At 67.1% G+C, this 16,284-nt stretch carries 16 protein-coding genes; 8 read left to right on the top strand and 8 right to left on the bottom strand.

All coding sequences use genetic code 11. The annotated features are described in order from the left end of the window. Positions 1-455 precede the first annotated feature (455 nt). Positions 456-902, top strand: a complete 447-nt coding sequence (locus tag ACFHYQ_RS24775; protein ID WP_394303527.1) for a cell division protein SepF — start codon at positions 456-458, stop codon at positions 900-902. Positions 903-1,115: 213 nt separating this feature from the next. On the opposite strand, the gene ACFHYQ_RS24770 is transcribed toward ACFHYQ_RS24775, so the two are convergent. The 4 genes from ACFHYQ_RS24770 to ACFHYQ_RS24755 form a co-directional block, all read right to left on the bottom strand. Then, positions 1,116-2,669, bottom strand: a complete 1,554-nt coding sequence (locus ACFHYQ_RS24770) for a hypothetical protein (protein WP_394303531.1) — start codon at positions 2,667-2,669, stop codon at positions 1,116-1,118. Between the two features lie 104 nt (positions 2,670-2,773). Then, complete coding sequence (argS, locus tag ACFHYQ_RS24765) at positions 2,774-4,498, bottom strand: arginine--tRNA ligase (RefSeq protein ID WP_394303526.1); 1,725 nt, start codon at positions 4,496-4,498, stop codon at positions 2,774-2,776. Between the two features lie 91 nt (positions 4,499-4,589). Beyond that, on the bottom strand, positions 4,590-5,618 hold the full coding sequence (gene plsX / locus ACFHYQ_RS24760; protein WP_394303525.1) for a phosphate acyltransferase PlsX: 1,029 nt from the start codon (positions 5,616-5,618) through the stop codon (positions 4,590-4,592). A gap of 32 nt (positions 5,619-5,650) precedes the next feature. Continuing rightward, a complete protein-coding gene (locus ACFHYQ_RS24755) occupies positions 5,651-6,241 on the bottom strand; it encodes a DUF1707 SHOCT-like domain-containing protein (RefSeq protein ID WP_394303524.1) in 591 nt (196 codons plus the stop codon). A 438-nt stretch (positions 6,242-6,679) separates the two neighbouring features. Between ACFHYQ_RS24755 and ACFHYQ_RS24750 the strand changes: the two genes are divergently transcribed. Further along, positions 6,680-7,126, top strand: a complete 447-nt coding sequence (locus tag ACFHYQ_RS24750) for a hypothetical protein (protein WP_394303523.1) — start codon at positions 6,680-6,682, stop codon at positions 7,124-7,126. 170 nt (positions 7,127-7,296) lie between these two features. On the opposite strand, the gene ACFHYQ_RS24745 is transcribed toward ACFHYQ_RS24750, so the two are convergent. From ACFHYQ_RS24745 to ACFHYQ_RS24730, 4 genes are all read right to left on the bottom strand, one after another. Continuing rightward, entirely contained in the window at positions 7,297-7,482 is a 186-nt protein-coding gene (locus ACFHYQ_RS24745) for a hypothetical protein (RefSeq protein WP_204015226.1), read from the bottom strand. A 62-nt stretch (positions 7,483-7,544) separates the two neighbouring features. Beyond that, entirely contained in the window at positions 7,545-8,081 is a 537-nt protein-coding gene (locus ACFHYQ_RS24740) for a YbhB/YbcL family Raf kinase inhibitor-like protein (protein WP_394303522.1), read from the bottom strand. 19 nt (positions 8,082-8,100) lie between these two features. After that, complete coding sequence (locus ACFHYQ_RS24735) at positions 8,101-8,880, bottom strand: ABC transporter ATP-binding protein (protein WP_394303521.1); 780 nt, start codon at positions 8,878-8,880, stop codon at positions 8,101-8,103. Beyond that, positions 8,873-9,778: an ABC transporter permease gene (locus tag ACFHYQ_RS24730; RefSeq protein WP_394303520.1), complete on the bottom strand. Its 906-nt coding sequence runs from the start codon at positions 9,776-9,778 to the stop codon at positions 8,873-8,875. The genes ACFHYQ_RS24735 and ACFHYQ_RS24730 overlap by 8 nt, the downstream gene beginning before the upstream one ends. A gap of 388 nt (positions 9,779-10,166) precedes the next feature. Between ACFHYQ_RS24730 and ACFHYQ_RS24725 the strand changes: the two genes are divergently transcribed. From ACFHYQ_RS24725 to ACFHYQ_RS24700, 6 genes are all read left to right on the top strand, one after another. Next, positions 10,167-11,828 (top strand): peptide ABC transporter substrate-binding protein, encoded by a 1,662-nt coding sequence (locus ACFHYQ_RS24725; protein WP_394303519.1) that lies wholly within the window; start codon positions 10,167-10,169, stop codon positions 11,826-11,828. 113 nt (positions 11,829-11,941) lie between these two features. Further along, positions 11,942-12,883: an ABC transporter permease gene (locus ACFHYQ_RS24720; protein WP_394303518.1), complete on the top strand. Its 942-nt coding sequence runs from the start codon at positions 11,942-11,944 to the stop codon at positions 12,881-12,883. Next, positions 12,876-13,796: an ABC transporter permease gene (locus tag ACFHYQ_RS24715; RefSeq protein ID WP_394303517.1), complete on the top strand. Its 921-nt coding sequence runs from the start codon at positions 12,876-12,878 to the stop codon at positions 13,794-13,796. Before ACFHYQ_RS24720 ends, ACFHYQ_RS24715 begins: the two co-directional genes overlap by 8 nt. A 12-nt stretch (positions 13,797-13,808) precedes the next feature. Continuing rightward, the gene (locus ACFHYQ_RS24710; RefSeq protein WP_394303516.1) at positions 13,809-14,849 is read left to right on the top strand and encodes an ABC transporter ATP-binding protein; all 1,041 of its coding nucleotides are present in this window, start codon (positions 13,809-13,811) and stop codon (positions 14,847-14,849) included. Further along, the gene (locus ACFHYQ_RS24705; RefSeq protein WP_394303515.1) at positions 14,833-15,849 is read left to right on the top strand and encodes an ABC transporter ATP-binding protein; all 1,017 of its coding nucleotides are present in this window, start codon (positions 14,833-14,835) and stop codon (positions 15,847-15,849) included. The genes ACFHYQ_RS24710 and ACFHYQ_RS24705 overlap by 17 nt, the downstream gene beginning before the upstream one ends. 143 nt (positions 15,850-15,992) lie before the next feature. Continuing rightward, positions 15,993-16,283 carry a DUF3263 domain-containing protein gene (locus tag ACFHYQ_RS24700; protein ID WP_394303514.1) on the top strand — a complete coding sequence of 97 codons (291 nt, stop codon included), beginning with the start codon at positions 15,993-15,995 and terminating at the stop codon, positions 16,281-16,283. The last annotated feature ends 1 nt before the right edge of the window (position 16,284 follow it).

The raw sequence follows: 16,284 nt of genomic DNA, 5'->3' as shown, positions 1-16,284 counted from the left end.
GACAATCTTTTTGTGGAGGCCATCCCTTGTGGGGTGGCCTTCACGTGTTTCTGGGGGTGTTCTCCCCCGGGGGGGGTGTTCCCCCCCGGGGGGTGTTTCTATCCGTGTCCGGGCTCAAGATCTCCCCAGCCGCCACCACACTCCAGCCACCACCCGACACCACCGCCCAGCAAGGCCCGCCCGAGCCTGGCCTTGACGTTGACGGCCGGCCGCCCGGAGTCCGTGGCGGCCGTGGCGGCAAGCGGCCAGGATCGCCTACCGATTGGGCTGCCCGCCGACTGGGTTGCCCTCTGGCCGGTGTTATCCGTTTGCGAGGAGTTGCACGGGGCAGCGAGCATGGAGTTAGAGTGGAACGGCATGAGGATCGATCAACGGGAAGATGAAGTTACTGGCCCTCCACATTAGCGAACCAAAAACAATTAAATGCTCGGGCGTGTCGGTGGGGCGCCGCTGAGGTGTCGATTACGGTCCCTTGTATCGGGACGAGCCCGGAAAAGGACAAGTCGGAAAAGGACGAGCCGATGGGGGCAGTGCGCAAGGTGGCGAGCTACCTTGGCCTGGGTGGAGTGGACCAGTACGACGAGGCTTACGGCGACGAGGACTACGCGGACGACTGGATGCCGGCTGCGGAACGTGCCGCCAAGCGGTGGCAGCCTGCCGCGGAGGCGGCAAAGATCGTGATGGTTCGTCCGCTGAAGTACGACGACGCGCTGACGCTGGGGCGGCATTTTCGGGAGGGGAATGCCGTCGTGATGGACGTGGCAGGCATGTCCACGACCGAGGCTACGCGGATGGTGGACTTCGCCGCCGGGCTGGCTTATGGCTGCGAGGGCCGCATTGAGCGGATCGCCGACAAGGTATTTCTGATCACGCCGGCCAGCGTAGAGGTTTCCACTGCTTGATCAGCTGATTACGAGGATGGATGGTTACACGATCGACCGGTAACCGTTTCACCGGCCGCTGATCTGGAATGGCGGATATGCACCCCGGCTTCGGCTGAAGTCGGGGGTGCCGCACCAGTGCCGTACTCCGCGGCCGCCCAATCTTTGCCCCGTCGCGTCGTCCGGGCTTCTGCCGGTCTTTCCCGTTCCCCGGCGTTTACACCGAACGATCGGTTATGCGGCGCGGGGGCCGCGACGGAGCAGCCGAGTCAGATCGACCAGGTCCTGGTCGGCGGCGTCGGCCCGTTCCTCCGCTTCTCTGGCGTACTCGTGTAGGACCCACACGGCCTTGTCGGCGAGATCGGACAGCTCCCGTGCCCGCTTCTGTACCTTCTCGATTTCGGCCTGTTCTCGCGCCCTGCGCCCCCAGAGCAGACGACCGCCCCACGCACCGAGTCCGAGTCCCGCTCCCGCGATGACCCAGCCCAAGGAGGCCCAGCCCCCGAGAGACCAGACCTCGAGAGCGCTGGACAGCGCCACAGCGAGTCCGGCCACGGTCGCCACAACCGCGACGCTCACCAGAAGGTAAGCGGGCCCGGGGTGGGACCGGCGGGGAACGCATTCGGTCACGATCCGATGTTCGGCGGCGGACAGGGTTTCCTGGTCGGGCCCTTCCGGGCGGAGCTTCACCGGGTATCCGAGGATTGACAAGGTCACGGTGTCCGGCGGAGGCTCACGTACCACCTTGGCGAGGGTTTCGGCCGCCGCTTTCACCGAGGGTGCGGCCAAATAGATCGCGAGCGCCGCCAGATGCGGGTCACCGTCTGGCTGTACGTCATGTAGCAGATGGCCGGTGAGTGAACTCAGCGGTCCTTGGGGCTCGCCCTGCCCGATCAGCGATCGGAGCACGGCCAGGGGTTCGTCTTCGGCCCAGATCATGCCGCTGACCACCTTGGTGACCTCGACTCCGCCTTCGCTTTCGCTCCGCTGCGGCGCGGACGTGATCTCGGCGCATCGTTCCCGTAGCCGTCGCAGCAGGGCCGCCGCCTCGATCGCCTTCGTGATCTCCGAGACGTTCGCCAGCTCGGGGAAGTCCTGGAGCGACTGCGGCACGGGCACTTCCGCCTCCGCGGCACCTGAATCCGCGGCGGGCGCCGTACCTCCCAGGGCCTCCGGCGCGCTGAGGGCCGCCAGCCACCGCTCGTCCTCGGTCGGTACGGCCACCGCGTCCAGTTTGCGCAGCACGAAGATTTTGCCCACCGGACCGTAGGCGCCGCGTGCGGCGGCGAGCCACAGGGCTCGCTGACCGTGGGTCACCGGATGGTCGGCGGACAGTTCGCCGAAGGCGGTGCCGAGCCACGACGCGTGGATCCGGTCTCCCTGGCCGCACACCGCAAGCGCCAGGCACAGGAAGAGCGTGGTGTGCCGATCGTCGAGTTGGGTGGCGTGAGCCAGGGGTTCCAGGGCGTCCTGTCCCGACATGATGAGCACGAGGGCCTCGATGGCGGGCGCCAGCCAGTAGCCGGGGACGTCGGTGACGCCGGGCGGGAGGGCGGGGGCGCTGCCGTCGGCCGCCAGATGGACGAGGAGCGCTTGGGCGTAGCGGTGCAGTTCGGCCGTGCCTGCCGGGTTTCCGCTGCTGCCCGCGTTCCCCGGGCTCGCCGGGTCCTCCCCGCCTGCACCGTTCTGGTCGTCCCCGAAGTTCTCGGTGTTCCCGGTCGGGACGTTCCCCGTCTCGACGCTCCCGGTCTCGACGTTCCCGGGGTCCGGGCTTATGGTCAGGTCCATGCTCACGCGAAAACGCTCCCCGAGGGATTGGCAGGCACTCCCTTGACCGCGCCAGAGTAAACCTCTGACGCGGTAAGGGTGGACAGGACGCGCCGATCGGCGCTTCACATGCGCTCGGGAACCTCGATGCCGAGCAGATGGAGCCCCTGAAGCAGGACGCGGAGGGTCAGCGCGGACAGTGCCAGCCGCGATTGCCGTACTTCCTCGTCCTCGGCCTTGAGCACCGGGCATCCCTCGTAGAACGAGGTGAACGCCTGAGCGAGATCGAAGAGGTAGTTGCACAGGCGGTGCGGCTCGGACAGCTCAGCCACCGCCTCCACCACGGACCCGAACCTGAGGAGTTGCAGGGCGAGCGCCCGTTCGGCCGGGTGGCCCAGCTTGATCGGTCCGGTCGCGTCGGCCGGGTCGTACGATCCGGTCCGGAAGATGGACCGGATCCGGGCGGTGGCGTACTGCAGGTATGGCCCGGTGTTGCCGGTCAGCGCGAGCATCCGGTCGAAGTCGAAGACGTACTCGCTGTCGTGGCTGACGGACAGGTCGGCGTACTTCACCGCGCCCATGCCGACCTGGCGGGCGATCTGCCGGCGCACCGCGGGGTCGTAGCCCCGGTCGGCGATGACGGCCTCGGCCCGGACGACGCCCTCCTCCAGCAACTCGGTCAGTTTGATCGACTTCCCGCTGCGGGTCTTGAACATCTTGCCGTCGCTGCCGAGCACGCTGCCGATCTGGACGTGTTCGGCGTGGACGTCGTCGTGCAGCCAGCCGGCCACCCGGGCGGACTCGAAGACCATCTGGAAATGCAGCGACTGGGTGGCGCCGACCACATAGAGGATGCGGTCGGCCTTGAGGTCCCGGATCCGGTAGCGGATCGCGGCGAGGTCGGTGGTCGCGTAGCCGTACCCGCCGTCGCTCTTGCGGATGATGAGCGGCAGCGGCATGTCGTCACGGCCGGTGAAGCCGGGCGGGAACACGCACAGCGCGCCCTCGCTGACCTCGGCCACGCCCGCATGGGTGAGTTCCTCGCAGACGTCGGCGAGCATCGGGTTGTACATGCTCTCGCCGGCGATGTCGTCGTCGGTGAGCGTGACGCCGAGCAACGTGTACACGTGGTTGAAGTAGCGCTTGGTGTACTCGATGAACTCGTGCCACAGCCGCAGAGTCTCCGGATCGCCGCCCTGAAGCAGGGGCACCCGGCGCCGGGAGCGTTCCTCGAAAGCGGGATCGGTGTCGAACTTCAGCCGCGCCTCCTGGTAGTAGGCGTTGCCGTCGCCGGCGGCCAGCCGCCGCAGCGCCTCCTCTTCGCCGATGTCGAGCAGGTGCTCGATGAGCATGCCGAACGGCGTGCCCCAGTCGCCGAGGTGGTTCTGCCGGATCACCCGGTTGCCGACGTGTTCGTGTGTGCGGGCGAGCGTGTCGCCGACGATGGTCGTACGCAGATGCCCGACGTGCATCTCCTTCGCGGCGTTCGGCGCCGAATAGTCGATCACGACTGTCTTGGGCTCCGCGGACCGTGGCACACCCAGCCGCTCATCCCGCAGTTGCCGTACGGCCTGCCCGGCGATCCAGTCGTCGCCGAGGGTGAGGTTGAGGAAGCCGGGTCCGCTGATCTCGGCCGTGATGTCGGTCGTGTCGAGGGCCTCGAGCAGGGCCTGGGCGACCTCCCGCGGGGCACGTCGGAGCCGCTTGGCCAAGCTGAGCGCTACGTTCGCCTGGTAGTCGGCGAACTGGGAAGGCCTGATCAGCGGATCTTCGGTGGCGTACTCCGGCCCGAAGGCGGTGCCCAGCGCCTGCTGGACCCGCTCGGCGAGCACGAGCTGCGGGTCGGTCATGCACAAAGCTTATCGGCGCGCGTAGACAGCCCCCACCGCTTATCAGCCCACCTACCAGCGCCGACCATCTGAGGCGGCTATAGACCGGTGGCTACCAGAGGCGATGTGGTTTCGGGGTGGACGCGACGCGTTCGCCGATCCGGGACACGATGCCCTGGGACGCCAGCCTGGCGGCGAGCTCGCAGGCCCCCGCGATGCCTCTGGCCCGTGAGGAGCCATGTGCGATCACCACGGTTCCGTTGAGGCCCAGCAGTACGGCACCGCCCTGCGATTCGGGGTCGAGCCTGCCGCTCAGCTCACGGAGCCGCGACCGTTGCAGCACCCCGCCGAGGCGGGCCAGGCGGCTCTCCTCGATGGCCTCCCTGAGCTGGCCGAAGGCGTAGCGAACGCTGCCTTCGATGGTCTTCAGTGCGACGTTGCCGGTGAAACCGTCGGTGACGACGACGTCGACCTTCCCGGTGAGCAGGTCGTGCCCCTCGACGTTGCCGGCGAAGTTGAGACCGGCGGCGTTGGAGAGCAGTTCGTGGGCGCGCTTGGCGAGCTTGTTGCCCTTCTCCGCCTCGGCGCCGATGGTGAGCAGCCCGACCCGGGGATCTCGCATGCCCAGTCCGGCTTCGCCGTACGCCACGCCGAGGTGGGCGAACTGCACCAGCATCTCCGGTTTGGCATCCGCGGTGGCACCCGCGTCCAGCAGCACGGTCGGCTTGGGCCTGGTCGGCAGGACCACCGCGATCGCTGGCCGTACGACGCCGGGCTGGCCGCGCAGGCGCAGCCGGCCGGTGGCGACCACGCCGGCGGTCGATCCGGCGGAGACGATGGCCGCGGCGTCGCCGCGCCGCACGAGATGGCAGGCGACGGCGATGCTGGAGCGGGGACGGCGCAAGGTGGCGAGGGCGCCCTCGTCCATCGTGAGCGCCTCATCCGCCCGGACGATGGGGACCTCGGCGACCGCGTCGTGTTCGGCCAGCGCCCGGTGAAGCTCGTACGGCCGGCCCACGAGGACGACCCGGACGTCGCGTTCCCGGACGGCCTGTACGGCTCCCGCCACGATCTCGCCGGGCGCGTGGTCGCCACCCATCGCGTCGAGGGCGATGAGCGGTCCTCGCCCTCCAGCCTGCATGGCCGCATCCTAATCAGATGGCAGCACCCTAATCACGAGGTCGGGCGCTGCCCGCGATAGACGACGATCTTGCCGAAGCGCGCCTGGCCGGTGATTCGGATGAGCGGACCTTCTCCCGGTTCTCCTCCGGTCACTGAGCGCTTGGAGAACAGTGCGCTGCCTTCGTCGACGACGCGGGCACCGGGCGGAACCGCCACGATGATCTTGCCGCAGAACGAGTTGAGCTCCAGCGTGACCTCGCGGCCCGGCAGGACGGCGTCGCCGAGGTTCACGATCAGCGCGCCGAAGACGGAGCGCAGTTCGGTGCGGCGGCCGGCCACCCAGCGTCCACGCCGGATCACCTTGCTGAAGACAGCGGAGACCAGGTGGTTCTCCGCGCCCGTGATGAAGCCCGCGATGGGGGAGGACGGCGAGTGTGACACCTCGGGAAGGTCTTTTATCAGAGGTACGAGGTCACCGAGCGTCACGGCCGAGTAGGCGGCGTCGAGCCTGTCCGCGTGCTCGGCGCTGGTCAGGCGACCGGTGGCGAGCGCCTCACCGAGGACGGCCGCGATCCGGTCGCGGTCCGCGTCGGAGGCGCGCTGGGCGGGGTCATCTCCCGTGAACGGGGTGAGGGAAGTCACACGACCAGCCTAGCGCCAAACGCGATATGTCGCGATAGTGCGACGGTGTTCGGCCGTCGAACCAGGCCATCCACACGGTCCTGCCGGGCCTGCCTCGGACTCGAATCCCGTGGGATGCCGCCGGTCGGCGCGGCCGTCTGAGGCGCAACGTCAAAAGCCACCGGAAAGAATGGTTTCCCGGTTTCGTAGATGCGTTTACTGTGCCTTTTTCTTGAGACGGATGAGGCCTGACCTGACGGTGGCCGATGGTCCTCTCATATCCGGACTTTACCGGCGCGAGGCTGCCCGTACCTGCTGGGAGGGCCAGCGGAGACCGTCACCCCTCGAGGCCGGAGAGCTGATAGAAATTCGTCGTCTCAGTCGGCGGGTGCCGACGCACGGGGGTACTTGGGTTCGTCATTCCCGCTCTCGTGAAAAGAACAAGAACCGGGGGAAACAATGAAGCGAATCGCTAAGGCGGCCGCCGCAGTCGCACTTGCCGTCGGCATCGGGGGCGCGCTCGCCGCGCCGGCCCAGGCCGCCGTCACCGGCTGGGGAGGTGACAACCCGAATGTCAACCAGGCTGGCCTCCTGAATCTCAACTGCACCCCGCTGCAGGTGCCGATCTCGATCGGCGGAATCGCCCTCCCCATCCTTGGGGTCGCTGCCGACGCCGGCAACCAGCGTACGAACACGCAGGCATTCGCCTGCAACGACGTCGACACCTACCGGAATGGAAAGCTCGACGGCGCCAGGCCCGGCTGGGTGCACCGGGGCGACTGGGGCAGGAAGCCCACCACGACCGTGGTCATAGTCAAGTGCGGCGACGACGGGCGGCCTTGCCACGACGGCTGCCACGACGGCTGCCGCCCCTGCCACGACGACCCCTGCCGCGACGGCAACTGATCCGAGTCGATCGAGCGACCGATGCGGCGGCAGCCGGCGCCGCTGTGAACATCGGACTCTAGACCCGGCACGAACACCGGCCGGCATCCACTGGATGCCGGCCGGTTCTTCTCATGTGATGACAGCGATGCGGATGACCGCCGAGTAGCGGTCGGGCGCGGTGCTCTGACTCAGTTGGCCCGCTCGGGAAGGCGGCAGGCGGCCGGGCCGCGGACGTGGGTGCGTCGGGCGATCTGGGCCTGCAGCCGGGCCATCTGCCAGTGCAGCTCGATGAGCTGCTCGGTGAGAGTCCCCAACGGAAGCTCCGCGGGATCTTCGGCGGCCAGGTTGTCGATCGCCGTCGCCAGCTCGCTCATCCCACCCCTCCCCTACATCGAATCTCCGTTCGAATGATAGTCGAACGAGGGGCGCGGCGGTATCAAGTCGCGTACACCGGCGCGATGTATCCGCGGGCGAGGGTGCCCGCCGTGATGTTGAACCCGACGACGGCCGGCGAGGCGTCGTCGCCCACGCCCAGCTTCTCCACGCTGAGGGCGTGCACGGCGAACAGATAGCGATGCGGGTGTCCGGGGGGCGGGGCGGCTCCGCCGTACGACTTCAGGCCGTAGTCGTTGCGGGCGTGCACGGCGCCCGGGGGCAGACCCTCGAAGTCCGGGGCGCTGCCCGCGCCGGCGGGCAGTTCGGTCACCTCGGCCGGGATGTCGAACAGGACCCAGTGCCAGAATCCGCTCCCCGTCGGCGCGTCCGGGTCGAAGCAGGTCACCGCGTAGCTTCGGGTGCCCTCCGGGGCGCCTGACCAGCGAAGGTGCGGGGAGGTGTTCTGCCCGGACATGCCCCAGTCGTTGAAGACGTGGTTCTCGCTGAGGCGTTCGCCGTCGCGGACATCGTCGCTCTCCACGGTCAGTTCGGCCACCTCGGGGAGGTGTTCGTAGGGAATCGGTGGCGGCGTCGGCACGGTTCACCCTCTCTGTGGATCAGGCCTTGTTGTAGGCGTCCAGAACCTCCTGCGGATCGCCCTGCATCCTGATCTTCCCCTTGTGGAGCCAGATCACCCGGTTGCAGGTCTCCTCGATCACGTCAAGATTGTGCGCTACCAGGAAGACCGTCCCGGCGGCCTCGCGCATCTGCTTGATGCGCTGCTGGCTCCTGCGCTTGAACTCGCGGTCTCCGGTCGCGAGGGCCTCGTCGATGAGCAGTACGTCGTGCGTCTTGGCCGATGAGATGGCGAAGCGCAGCCGGGCGCCCATTCCGGAGGAGTAGGTCGACATGGGGAACTGGACGAACTCCCCGATGCCGGAGAAGTCCACGATCTCGTCGTACTTCTCGCGCACCTCGGTGGGGGTCATGCCCATGGCGTAGCAGCCGAGCACGATGTTCCGCTCGCCGGTGAGCTCCTTCATGAGCGCGGCGTTGACGCCCAGCAGGGACGGCTGTCCGTTGGTGTAGACGGCGCCCTTGTGCGGGGGGAGAAGCCCCGCGATCGCCCGCAGCAGCGTCGACTTGCCCGAGCCGTTGCGGCCGATGATGCCGATCGCGTCGCCGTGATGCGCGACGAAGGTCACGCCTTTGACGGCGTGGACCTCCTTCATCTGCGGCCGCCCCTGGCGGCGCAGGACGCGCATGAGCGCGTTCGCCGCGTTCCCCTTCTCGGCGTCGCCGCCCGCGCCGTACACCTTGTAGACGATGTGGAGGTCGTCCACAATGACCGTCGGAGTCCCGCCCCCGGTCGGCCCGCCCTCGGTCGCCTCAGCCACGGCCGTACCTCTCCTCGGAGCGCCAGAAGTACCAGAAGCCGCCGACCAGCGCGAACACCGCCCAGAACAGGCAGGTGACCCATGCCCAGCGTTCCGGGAACCTCTCGTAGATGAGCAGGTCGCGCATGAACTCGATGTACGCGGCCGCGGGGTTGAACTCCAGCACCCAGCGGAGGATCTCCGGCTGGTCCGCGGTCCGCTCGGTGATGCTGTAGAAGACGCCGGAGGCGTAGAGCCAGGCACGCAGGATGAACGGCAGCAACTGGTTCATGTCGCGGACGAACGCGCCGATGCGGGCCATGAACAGGCTCATGCCGATGTTGAAGACCAGCTGCATGAGCAGCGGGACGGGGATCAGCAGCCACAGCCACGTGAGCTTCTGGACGGTGGCGAGCACGAACAGGATGAGCACGCCCATCGACCAGGCGAGCTGCTGCAACTCCTGGATCGTGTACGCCAGCGGGAGCGCGGCCCGGGGAAAGTGGAGTGCCCGGATGAGCGACAGGTTTGAGGAGATGGACTTGGCGCCGCCGGTCACCGTGCGCTGGGTGAACGTGAAGACCATGACCCCGGTGATGAGGAACGCGGGGTAGTGTTCGATGTTCTTGCTCTGCCCGAGGATGATGCCGAACATCAGGAAGTAGACGGCGGCGTTCAGCAGCGGGGTGAGGACCTGCCAGAGCTGGCCGAGCGCCGACTCCGAGTATTTCGAGACGCTTCTCGACGTGGCATACGTCAGGATGAAGTGCCGCCGGTCCCACAGTTGGCGCAGGTAGGCGGGCATGCTGGGGCGTGCGATCGCCCGTCGCAGTCCGTAACGCTCGGCGAGCGCGGCCAGCGACTCCGGGGCTCGGCCGCCCGCCTGGGCGTCCGCGAGGGCGGATTCCGGCTGGCTCATGGCATGGACTCTATTGGATGGTGGTCGGTGAGGTGGCCGCGACGGGCAGGACCGCGGCTTGGTCAAAGATAGCCCAGGACATCGTTATATGGGAGCAACGGCACGGGGGGTTCGGCATCTCATGGGCCATGTACGGGCTGCTGGGTGATATATGTACCTTACTGGGGGCTTTACGACGATGTTGGGTATTTGGGGTCAGCTCGTTGAAATGTGTGTGACGCCCGACTGACACACGTGTGACCGAACTGCAATGAGTCAGAGACTCCTATGGTGTGTCTGATAAGGGATGCTCCGGACGACTGGCAGGGGCGCCGGCTGGTGCGACGTGCCTGGAACACCGGGCTTTACCAGTGGGGACGCCCATCTTAGAGGGAGGACCAAGATCCATATGCGCGTGACTAGGAGCGTAAAGCTTGCCGCGGGAACTGCGCTGCTCGCACTCGCGGTCGCCGCCTGTGGCGGCGGTGGCGGCGACTCCAAGGAGTCCGGTTCGGCGGGGGCGCAGCCGGTTCGCGTGGAGATCGCGGAGCCGCAGAACGACCTGATCCCGGGCAACACCGCGGAGAGCAGCGGTTCGGAGGTCGTGAGCGCCCTGTTCATCGGCCTCATGAGCTACGACGACAACAAGAAGCCGGTCAACCGGATCGCCGAGTCCATCGAGTCGACCGACCAGGTCAACTGGACGATCAAGATCAAGGACGGCTACACCTGGCACGACGGAACCCCCGTCACCGCGCAGAACTTCGCCGACGCCTGGAACTTCACCGCCTACGGCCCGAACCTGCAGCAGAACAACTACTTCTTCTCGGCCGTCAAGGGTTACGACGCGATGAACCCGGAGGACCCGGACGGTGAGGAGGGTCCGAAGGAGGCCCCCGAGCCCTCCGCGAAGACGCTGTCCGGCCTCAACGTGGTCGACGACACGACCTTCACCGTCGAGCTCACCCACCCCTTCTCGGGCTTCCCGACGATGCTGGGCTACGTCGCGTTCTACCCGCTGCCCAAGGCCGCGTTCGACGCCGACGGCAAGATGACGGCCGAGTACAGCGCCAACCCCATCGGCAACGGCCCCTTCAAGCTCACAAAGCCGTACAAGCGCGGGACCGACCAGACGATCGACCTCGCCCGCAACGACAGCTTCAAGGAGGGCCAGGCCAAGGTCGACGCGGTCCAGTTCAAGATCTACACGGACCTGAACACCGCGTACAACGACCTGCGGGCCGGCAACCTCGACATCATGGACCAGCTGCCCGCCGAGGCGATCGGCGGCGCCAAGGCCGAGTTCGGCGACCGTTACATCGAGCAGCCGTCCTCCGGCGTCGGCTGGATCGGCTTCAACGTCAAGTCCGGCGCCGAGTACTCGAAGAACCCCCAGCTGCGCAAGGCCATCTCGATGTCGATCGACCGTAAGACGATCACCGAGACCGTGTTCTCCGGCACCCGCGTGCCGGCCGACGACCAGATCAGCCCGGTCGTCGCCGGTTACCGCAAGGGCGCCTGCGGCGAGGCCTGCACCTACGACCCGGCCAAGGCCAAGGAGCTGTGGGACGCCAACGGCGGCAAGGACATCAAGACGGTCAACCTGAACTACAACGCCGACGGCGGCCACAAGGAGTGGATCGAGGCGCTGGCCAACAACCTCAGGACCAACCTGCAGGTCGAGGTCCAGGCCAAGCCGTACGAGAAGTTCGCGGACATCCTCAACGACCTGGAGAAGGGCAAGGTCCCCGGCGGCTTCCGCATGGCGTGGATCATGGACTATCCGTCGCCCGAGAACTACCTGCGTCCGATCTTCGCGACCGGCGGTAGCTCCAACTACGTCAAGTACTCCAACAAGGAGTTCGACGAGCTGCTCAAGAAGGGTGACTCTGCCGCTACCTTTGATGAGGGTCTGAAGTACTACCAGCAGGCCGACGACATCGCCCTCAGGGACCTCGCATACGTGCCGATCTACTTCTACACGACCAACGGGGCGTACTCGACGCACGTGAAGAACATCAAGATCGACCCGTTCGAGCACATCGACCTGTTCAACGTGGAAAGGGCCTGACCTCGTGAATCCACCTCGGGCAGTGCTTGATCTGCCCGAGGTGGCCGTACCATCCTCAAGGGCAGCTCAGTGTGTTTGAATCGGGCTGCCCTTTGTCATGACCGGGAGACCTAATGGGTCGCTACGTGATCAGGCGCCTGCTACAGGCGATCCCTGTACTGCTAGGCACCACGTTTCTCATCTTCGCCACGGTCTACGCCCTGCCGGGTGATCCCATCGCTGCGTTGGGCGGGGACCGGCTCCTCGACCCGCTGCTCGTGGCGCGCATGCGAGAGACGTTCCACCTGAATGACCCCCTGCTCGTTCAATACTGGTATTACATCAGCGGTGTCGTCACCGGTGACCTGGGGACGACCTTCCGCGGGGTTCCGGTGGCCTCGTTCTTCCAGCACAAGATCCAGGTGACCTTCAACCTGGCGATAACGGCCCTCGTCTTCGAGGCGATCCTCGGAGTCCTCCTGGGCCTGTACGCGGCGCTGCGTCGCGGTAAGTGGCAGGACCAGGCGATCCTCGCCTTCACCCTGCTCCTCGTGTCGGTCCCCACGCTCGTGAGCGGCTTCGTCCTCCAGCTCGTGCTGGGCGTGAAGCTCAAGCTGGGCACGGGCATCGACTTCTTCCCCGTGGCCGGCATCCAGGACGGCTGGCGCAGCTACCTGGTGCCCGGTCTGGTGTTGGCCGGTCTCTCCGTCGCCTATCTCGCCAGGTTGACGCGGACCAGCCTGATGGAGACGCTCCGGGCCGACTACGTCCGTACCGCGGTCGCGAAGGGCATGCCCAGACGGCGTGTGCTCGGCAGGCACGTACTGCGCAACTCGCTGATCCCGGTGATCACCTATCTCGGCGCCGACCTCGGCAACCTGATGGGCGGCGCGGTGATCACCGAGACCATCTTCAACCTGCCGGGCGTCGGTCAGCAGCTCTTCCAGTCCGTCTATCTACGAGAGAACGCCGTCGTCGTCGGCATCGTCACCGTGCTGGTGCTGGTCTACATCGTGGCCAACCTGATCGTCGACTTGCTGTACGCCGTCCTCGACCCCAGGATCCGCTATGACTAACGCGACTGTCACCCAAGAACCGGCCAAGCACGCCAAGCGGGTGAAGGCCAAGAAGCCCGCGAGCCTGTGGTCCGACGCGTGGTACGACCTGCGACGGAACAAGATCTTCCTCATCGGCTCCGCACTCGTGTTGGTCCTGATCCTGATGGCGGCCTTCCCGTCGCTGTTCTCTCCGATCGACGCGACCAACGCCGCGACGTGCGATCTCGCGCAGGCCCGGAAGGGCATCACCTCCGAGCACTGGTTCGGGACCGACAACCTCGGCTGCGACACCTACTCTCGGGTGATCTACGGTGCCCGGGTGTCCATCATCGTGGGCATCGCGACCGGCGTGATCACCGCTGTCATGGGCGGAGGTCTCGGCCTGCTGGCCGGGTTCTACGGCCGATGGGCGGACGTCGTGCTGTCCCGGCTGGCCGAGATGTTCTTCGCCGTTCCCGTGGTTCTCGGCGCCCTGCTGATCCTCGCGATGATCGGCCGAGACAAGGCCGGGGCGTGGTTCGTGGTCATGGCGCTCGCGATCCTCGCGTGGCCGATGATCCTGCGCATCATGCGGGCCTCGGTCATCTCCGCCAAGAGCCAGGACTATGTGACGGCGGCCCGGGCGCTGGGCGCCGGACCGGGGCGGATCATGATCCGGCACATCCTGCCCAACGCGATCACGCCCGTGATCGTGACGGCCACCCTCAACCTGGGGGTGTTCATCGCGGCCGAGGCGGGGCTGTCCTTCCTCGGCGTGGGCGTCCAGCCGCCAGAGATCTCCTGGGGCCTGATGATCGGCGACGCCCGCAACCGGTTCCTGGAGGCGCCGGAACCGCTGATCTTCCCGGCGGTTTTCCTCAGCATCACCGTGCTCGCGTTCGTCATGCTGGGCGACGCGGTGCGTGACGCGCTCGACCCGAAGCTTCGATAAAGGGGGCGGTAAGTGAAGAACCCAACCGTCGACACGCACACGCTCCCGGCGCAGTGGGCGGACGACGAGCCGCTGCTCGTCGTGGACGATCTGTATGTCGAGTTCCAGACCAGGCAGGGGACCGTCCGCGCAGTCAACGGCGTCTCCTACTCGGTCAACGCGGGCGAGACCCTCGCCGTGCTCGGCGAGTCCGGATCCGGGAAGTCGGTCACGGCCCAGGCCATCATGGGCATCCTCGACATGCCGCCGGCACGCATTCCCAGGGGACAGGTCCGGTTCCGCGGCACCGATCTGCTGAAGATGCCGGACGACGCGCGCAGCCAGATCCGCGGCCGGCGCGTCTCGATGATCTTCCAGGACGCGCTGTCCGCGCTCAACCCGGTCTTCAGCGTGGGCTGGCAGATCGGCGAGATGTTCCGGGTCCACCGCGGCATGTCCAAGCGGGACGCCAGGAAGAAGGCCATCGAGCTCATGGACCGGGTCCGGATCCCGGCCGCCCGGGACCGCCTGGACGACTTCCCGCACCAGTTCTCCGGCGGCATGCGGCAGCGCATCATGATCGCGATGGCGATCGCGCTGGACCCAGAGATCCTGATCGCCGACGAGCCCACGACGGCGCTCGACGTGACCGTGCAGGCCCAGATCATGGGGCTCCTCGCGGAGATCCAGCGCGACAGCGACATGGGCCTCATCCTGATCACCCACGACCTCGGCGTGGTCGCGGACGTGGCCGACAAGATCGCGGTCATGTACGGCGGACGCATCGTCGAGGAGGCTCCCGTACACGACCTGTACCGGAGCCCGGCGCACCCCTACTCGAAGGGCCTGCTGGAGTCGATCCCGAGGGTGGACCTCAAGGGGCAGGAGCTCTACGCCATCAAGGGAATGCCGCCGAACCTGCTCGAAATGCCGACAGGATGCGCGTTCCACCCCCGTTGTCCGTACCGGCGCGACAACTGCGTGACCGACGTGCCTCCGCTGCACCCGGTCGGCAGCGGCCGGGGCAGCGCCTGCCACTACTGGAGGGAGGTCCTCGATGGCGGCCACAGCTGAGCCCATCCTGGAAGTCCGCGACCTGGTCAAGCACTTCCCGCTGACCCACGGCATCGTGTTCAAGCGTCAGATCGGTGCGATCAAGGCCGTGGACGGCGTCTCCTTCGACCTGCACCGGGGTGAGACCCTGGGCGTCGTGGGCGAGTCGGGCTGCGGCAAGTCCACCCTGGCCAAGCTGCTGATGGCGCTTGAGCGGCCGACCTCCGGTTCGGTGCGGATCGACGGCAGGGACATCGGCCGCGCGAGGGGCGCGGAGCTCAAGCGCATGCGACGCAACGTCCAGATGGTGATGCAGGACCCCTACACGTCGCTGAACCCGCGCATGACGGTCGGCGACATCGTGGGGGAGCCATTCGAGATCCATTCCGATGTCGTCCCGCGGGGCGGACGTCGCAAGCGGGTGCAGGAACTGCTCGAGGTGGTGGGTCTCAACCCCGACCACATCAACCGCTATCCGCATCAGTTCTCCGGCGGTCAGCGTCAGCGCATCGGCATCGCCCGCGGACTGGCCCTCCAGCCTGACATCATCATCTGCGACGAGCCGGTCTCCGCGCTCGACGTGTCGATCCAGGCCCAGGTCATGAACCTGCTCGAGCGGCTGCAGAACGAGTTCAACCTGGCCTACATCTTCATTGCACACGACCTGTCGGTGGTGCGTCACATCTCCGACCGGGTCGCGGTGATGTATCTGGGCAAGATCGTCGAGGTCGGCCGCGACGCCGAGATCTACGACAGCCCGACCCATCCCTACACGCAGGCGCTGCTGTCGGCGGTGCCCGTGCCCGACCCGGAGGGGCGCGAGCACCGGCAGCGGATCATCCTGCAGGGCGACCCGCCCTCCCCGGCCAACCCGCCGTCCGGCTGCCGGTTCCGCACCCGCTGCTGGAAGGCGCAGGAGATCTGCGCCGAGCAGGAGCCCGCGCTGGAGACCCGGCCCGGCAGTTCGCACCCGAGTGCCTGCCACTTCGCGGAGGTCCACGACGTGGTCGGCAGTCACTAGCCGTACGGCCGCGCCGTACGGGATGCCGGTGCCCCGGGAGGATCGGGGGATTCGTCCGATCCTCCCGGGGCATTTCGCCGACCGGCGGTGTCAGAGACAGCCTTTAACATGAGGAGGGTCGGCGTCCGGCGGAGGAGGAGCGGATGGACATCGAACCGATCGATGACGACGATTTCGCCTTATCCGACCGGGACCGTCAGATCCTCGCCTTCGAGCGGCAGTGGTGGCGTTACGCCGGTGCGAAGGAGCAGGCGATCCGGGAGACGTTCGGTGTCTCCGCCACCCGCTACTACCAGTTACTCAGCGAGCTCATCGACCGGCCGCAGGCATTGGAGCACGACCCCATGCTGGTGAAGCGCCTGCGCCGGATGCGGGCCGGCCGCCGGCGTGACCGAGCCACCCGCCGCTTCGGGACGGGGCGTGAACCAGGATGAG

The organism is Sphaerimonospora cavernae (genome assembly GCF_042435035.1).
In the GTDB taxonomy this organism is placed as follows: Bacteria; Actinomycetota; Actinomycetes; order Streptosporangiales; family Streptosporangiaceae; genus Sphaerimonospora; species Sphaerimonospora cavernae.
This window is presented reverse-complemented; position numbering and strand designations above follow the sequence as displayed.

What these genes read in the sequence shown, in the direction of transcription:
- ACFHYQ_RS24770 (WP_394303531.1), bottom strand. Translation starts at nt 2,669, where the DNA reads ATGGACCTGACCATAAGCCCGGACCCCGGGAACGTCGAGACCGGGAGC.
- argS (WP_394303526.1), bottom strand. Translation starts at nt 4,498, where the DNA reads ATGACCGACCCGCAGCTCGTGCTCGCCGAGCGGGTCCAGCAGGCGCTG.
- plsX (WP_394303525.1), bottom strand. Translation starts at nt 5,618, where the DNA reads ATGCAGGCTGGAGGGCGAGGACCGCTCATCGCCCTCGACGCGATGGGT.
- ACFHYQ_RS24750 (WP_394303523.1), top strand. Translation starts at nt 6,680, where the DNA reads ATGAAGCGAATCGCTAAGGCGGCCGCCGCAGTCGCACTTGCCGTCGGC.
- ACFHYQ_RS24745 (WP_204015226.1), bottom strand. Translation starts at nt 7,482, where the DNA reads ATGAGCGAGCTGGCGACGGCGATCGACAACCTGGCCGCCGAAGATCCC.
- ACFHYQ_RS24730 (WP_394303520.1), bottom strand. Translation starts at nt 9,778, where the DNA reads ATGAGCCAGCCGGAATCCGCCCTCGCGGACGCCCAGGCGGGCGGCCGA.
- ACFHYQ_RS24725 (WP_394303519.1), top strand. Translation starts at nt 10,167, where the DNA reads ATGCGCGTGACTAGGAGCGTAAAGCTTGCCGCGGGAACTGCGCTGCTC.
- ACFHYQ_RS24720 (WP_394303518.1), top strand. Translation starts at nt 11,942, where the DNA reads ATGGGTCGCTACGTGATCAGGCGCCTGCTACAGGCGATCCCTGTACTG.
- ACFHYQ_RS24715 (WP_394303517.1), top strand. Translation starts at nt 12,876, where the DNA reads ATGACTAACGCGACTGTCACCCAAGAACCGGCCAAGCACGCCAAGCGG.
- ACFHYQ_RS24705 (WP_394303515.1), top strand. Translation starts at nt 14,833, where the DNA reads ATGGCGGCCACAGCTGAGCCCATCCTGGAAGTCCGCGACCTGGTCAAG.
- ACFHYQ_RS24700 (WP_394303514.1), top strand. Translation starts at nt 15,993, where the DNA reads ATGGACATCGAACCGATCGATGACGACGATTTCGCCTTATCCGACCGG.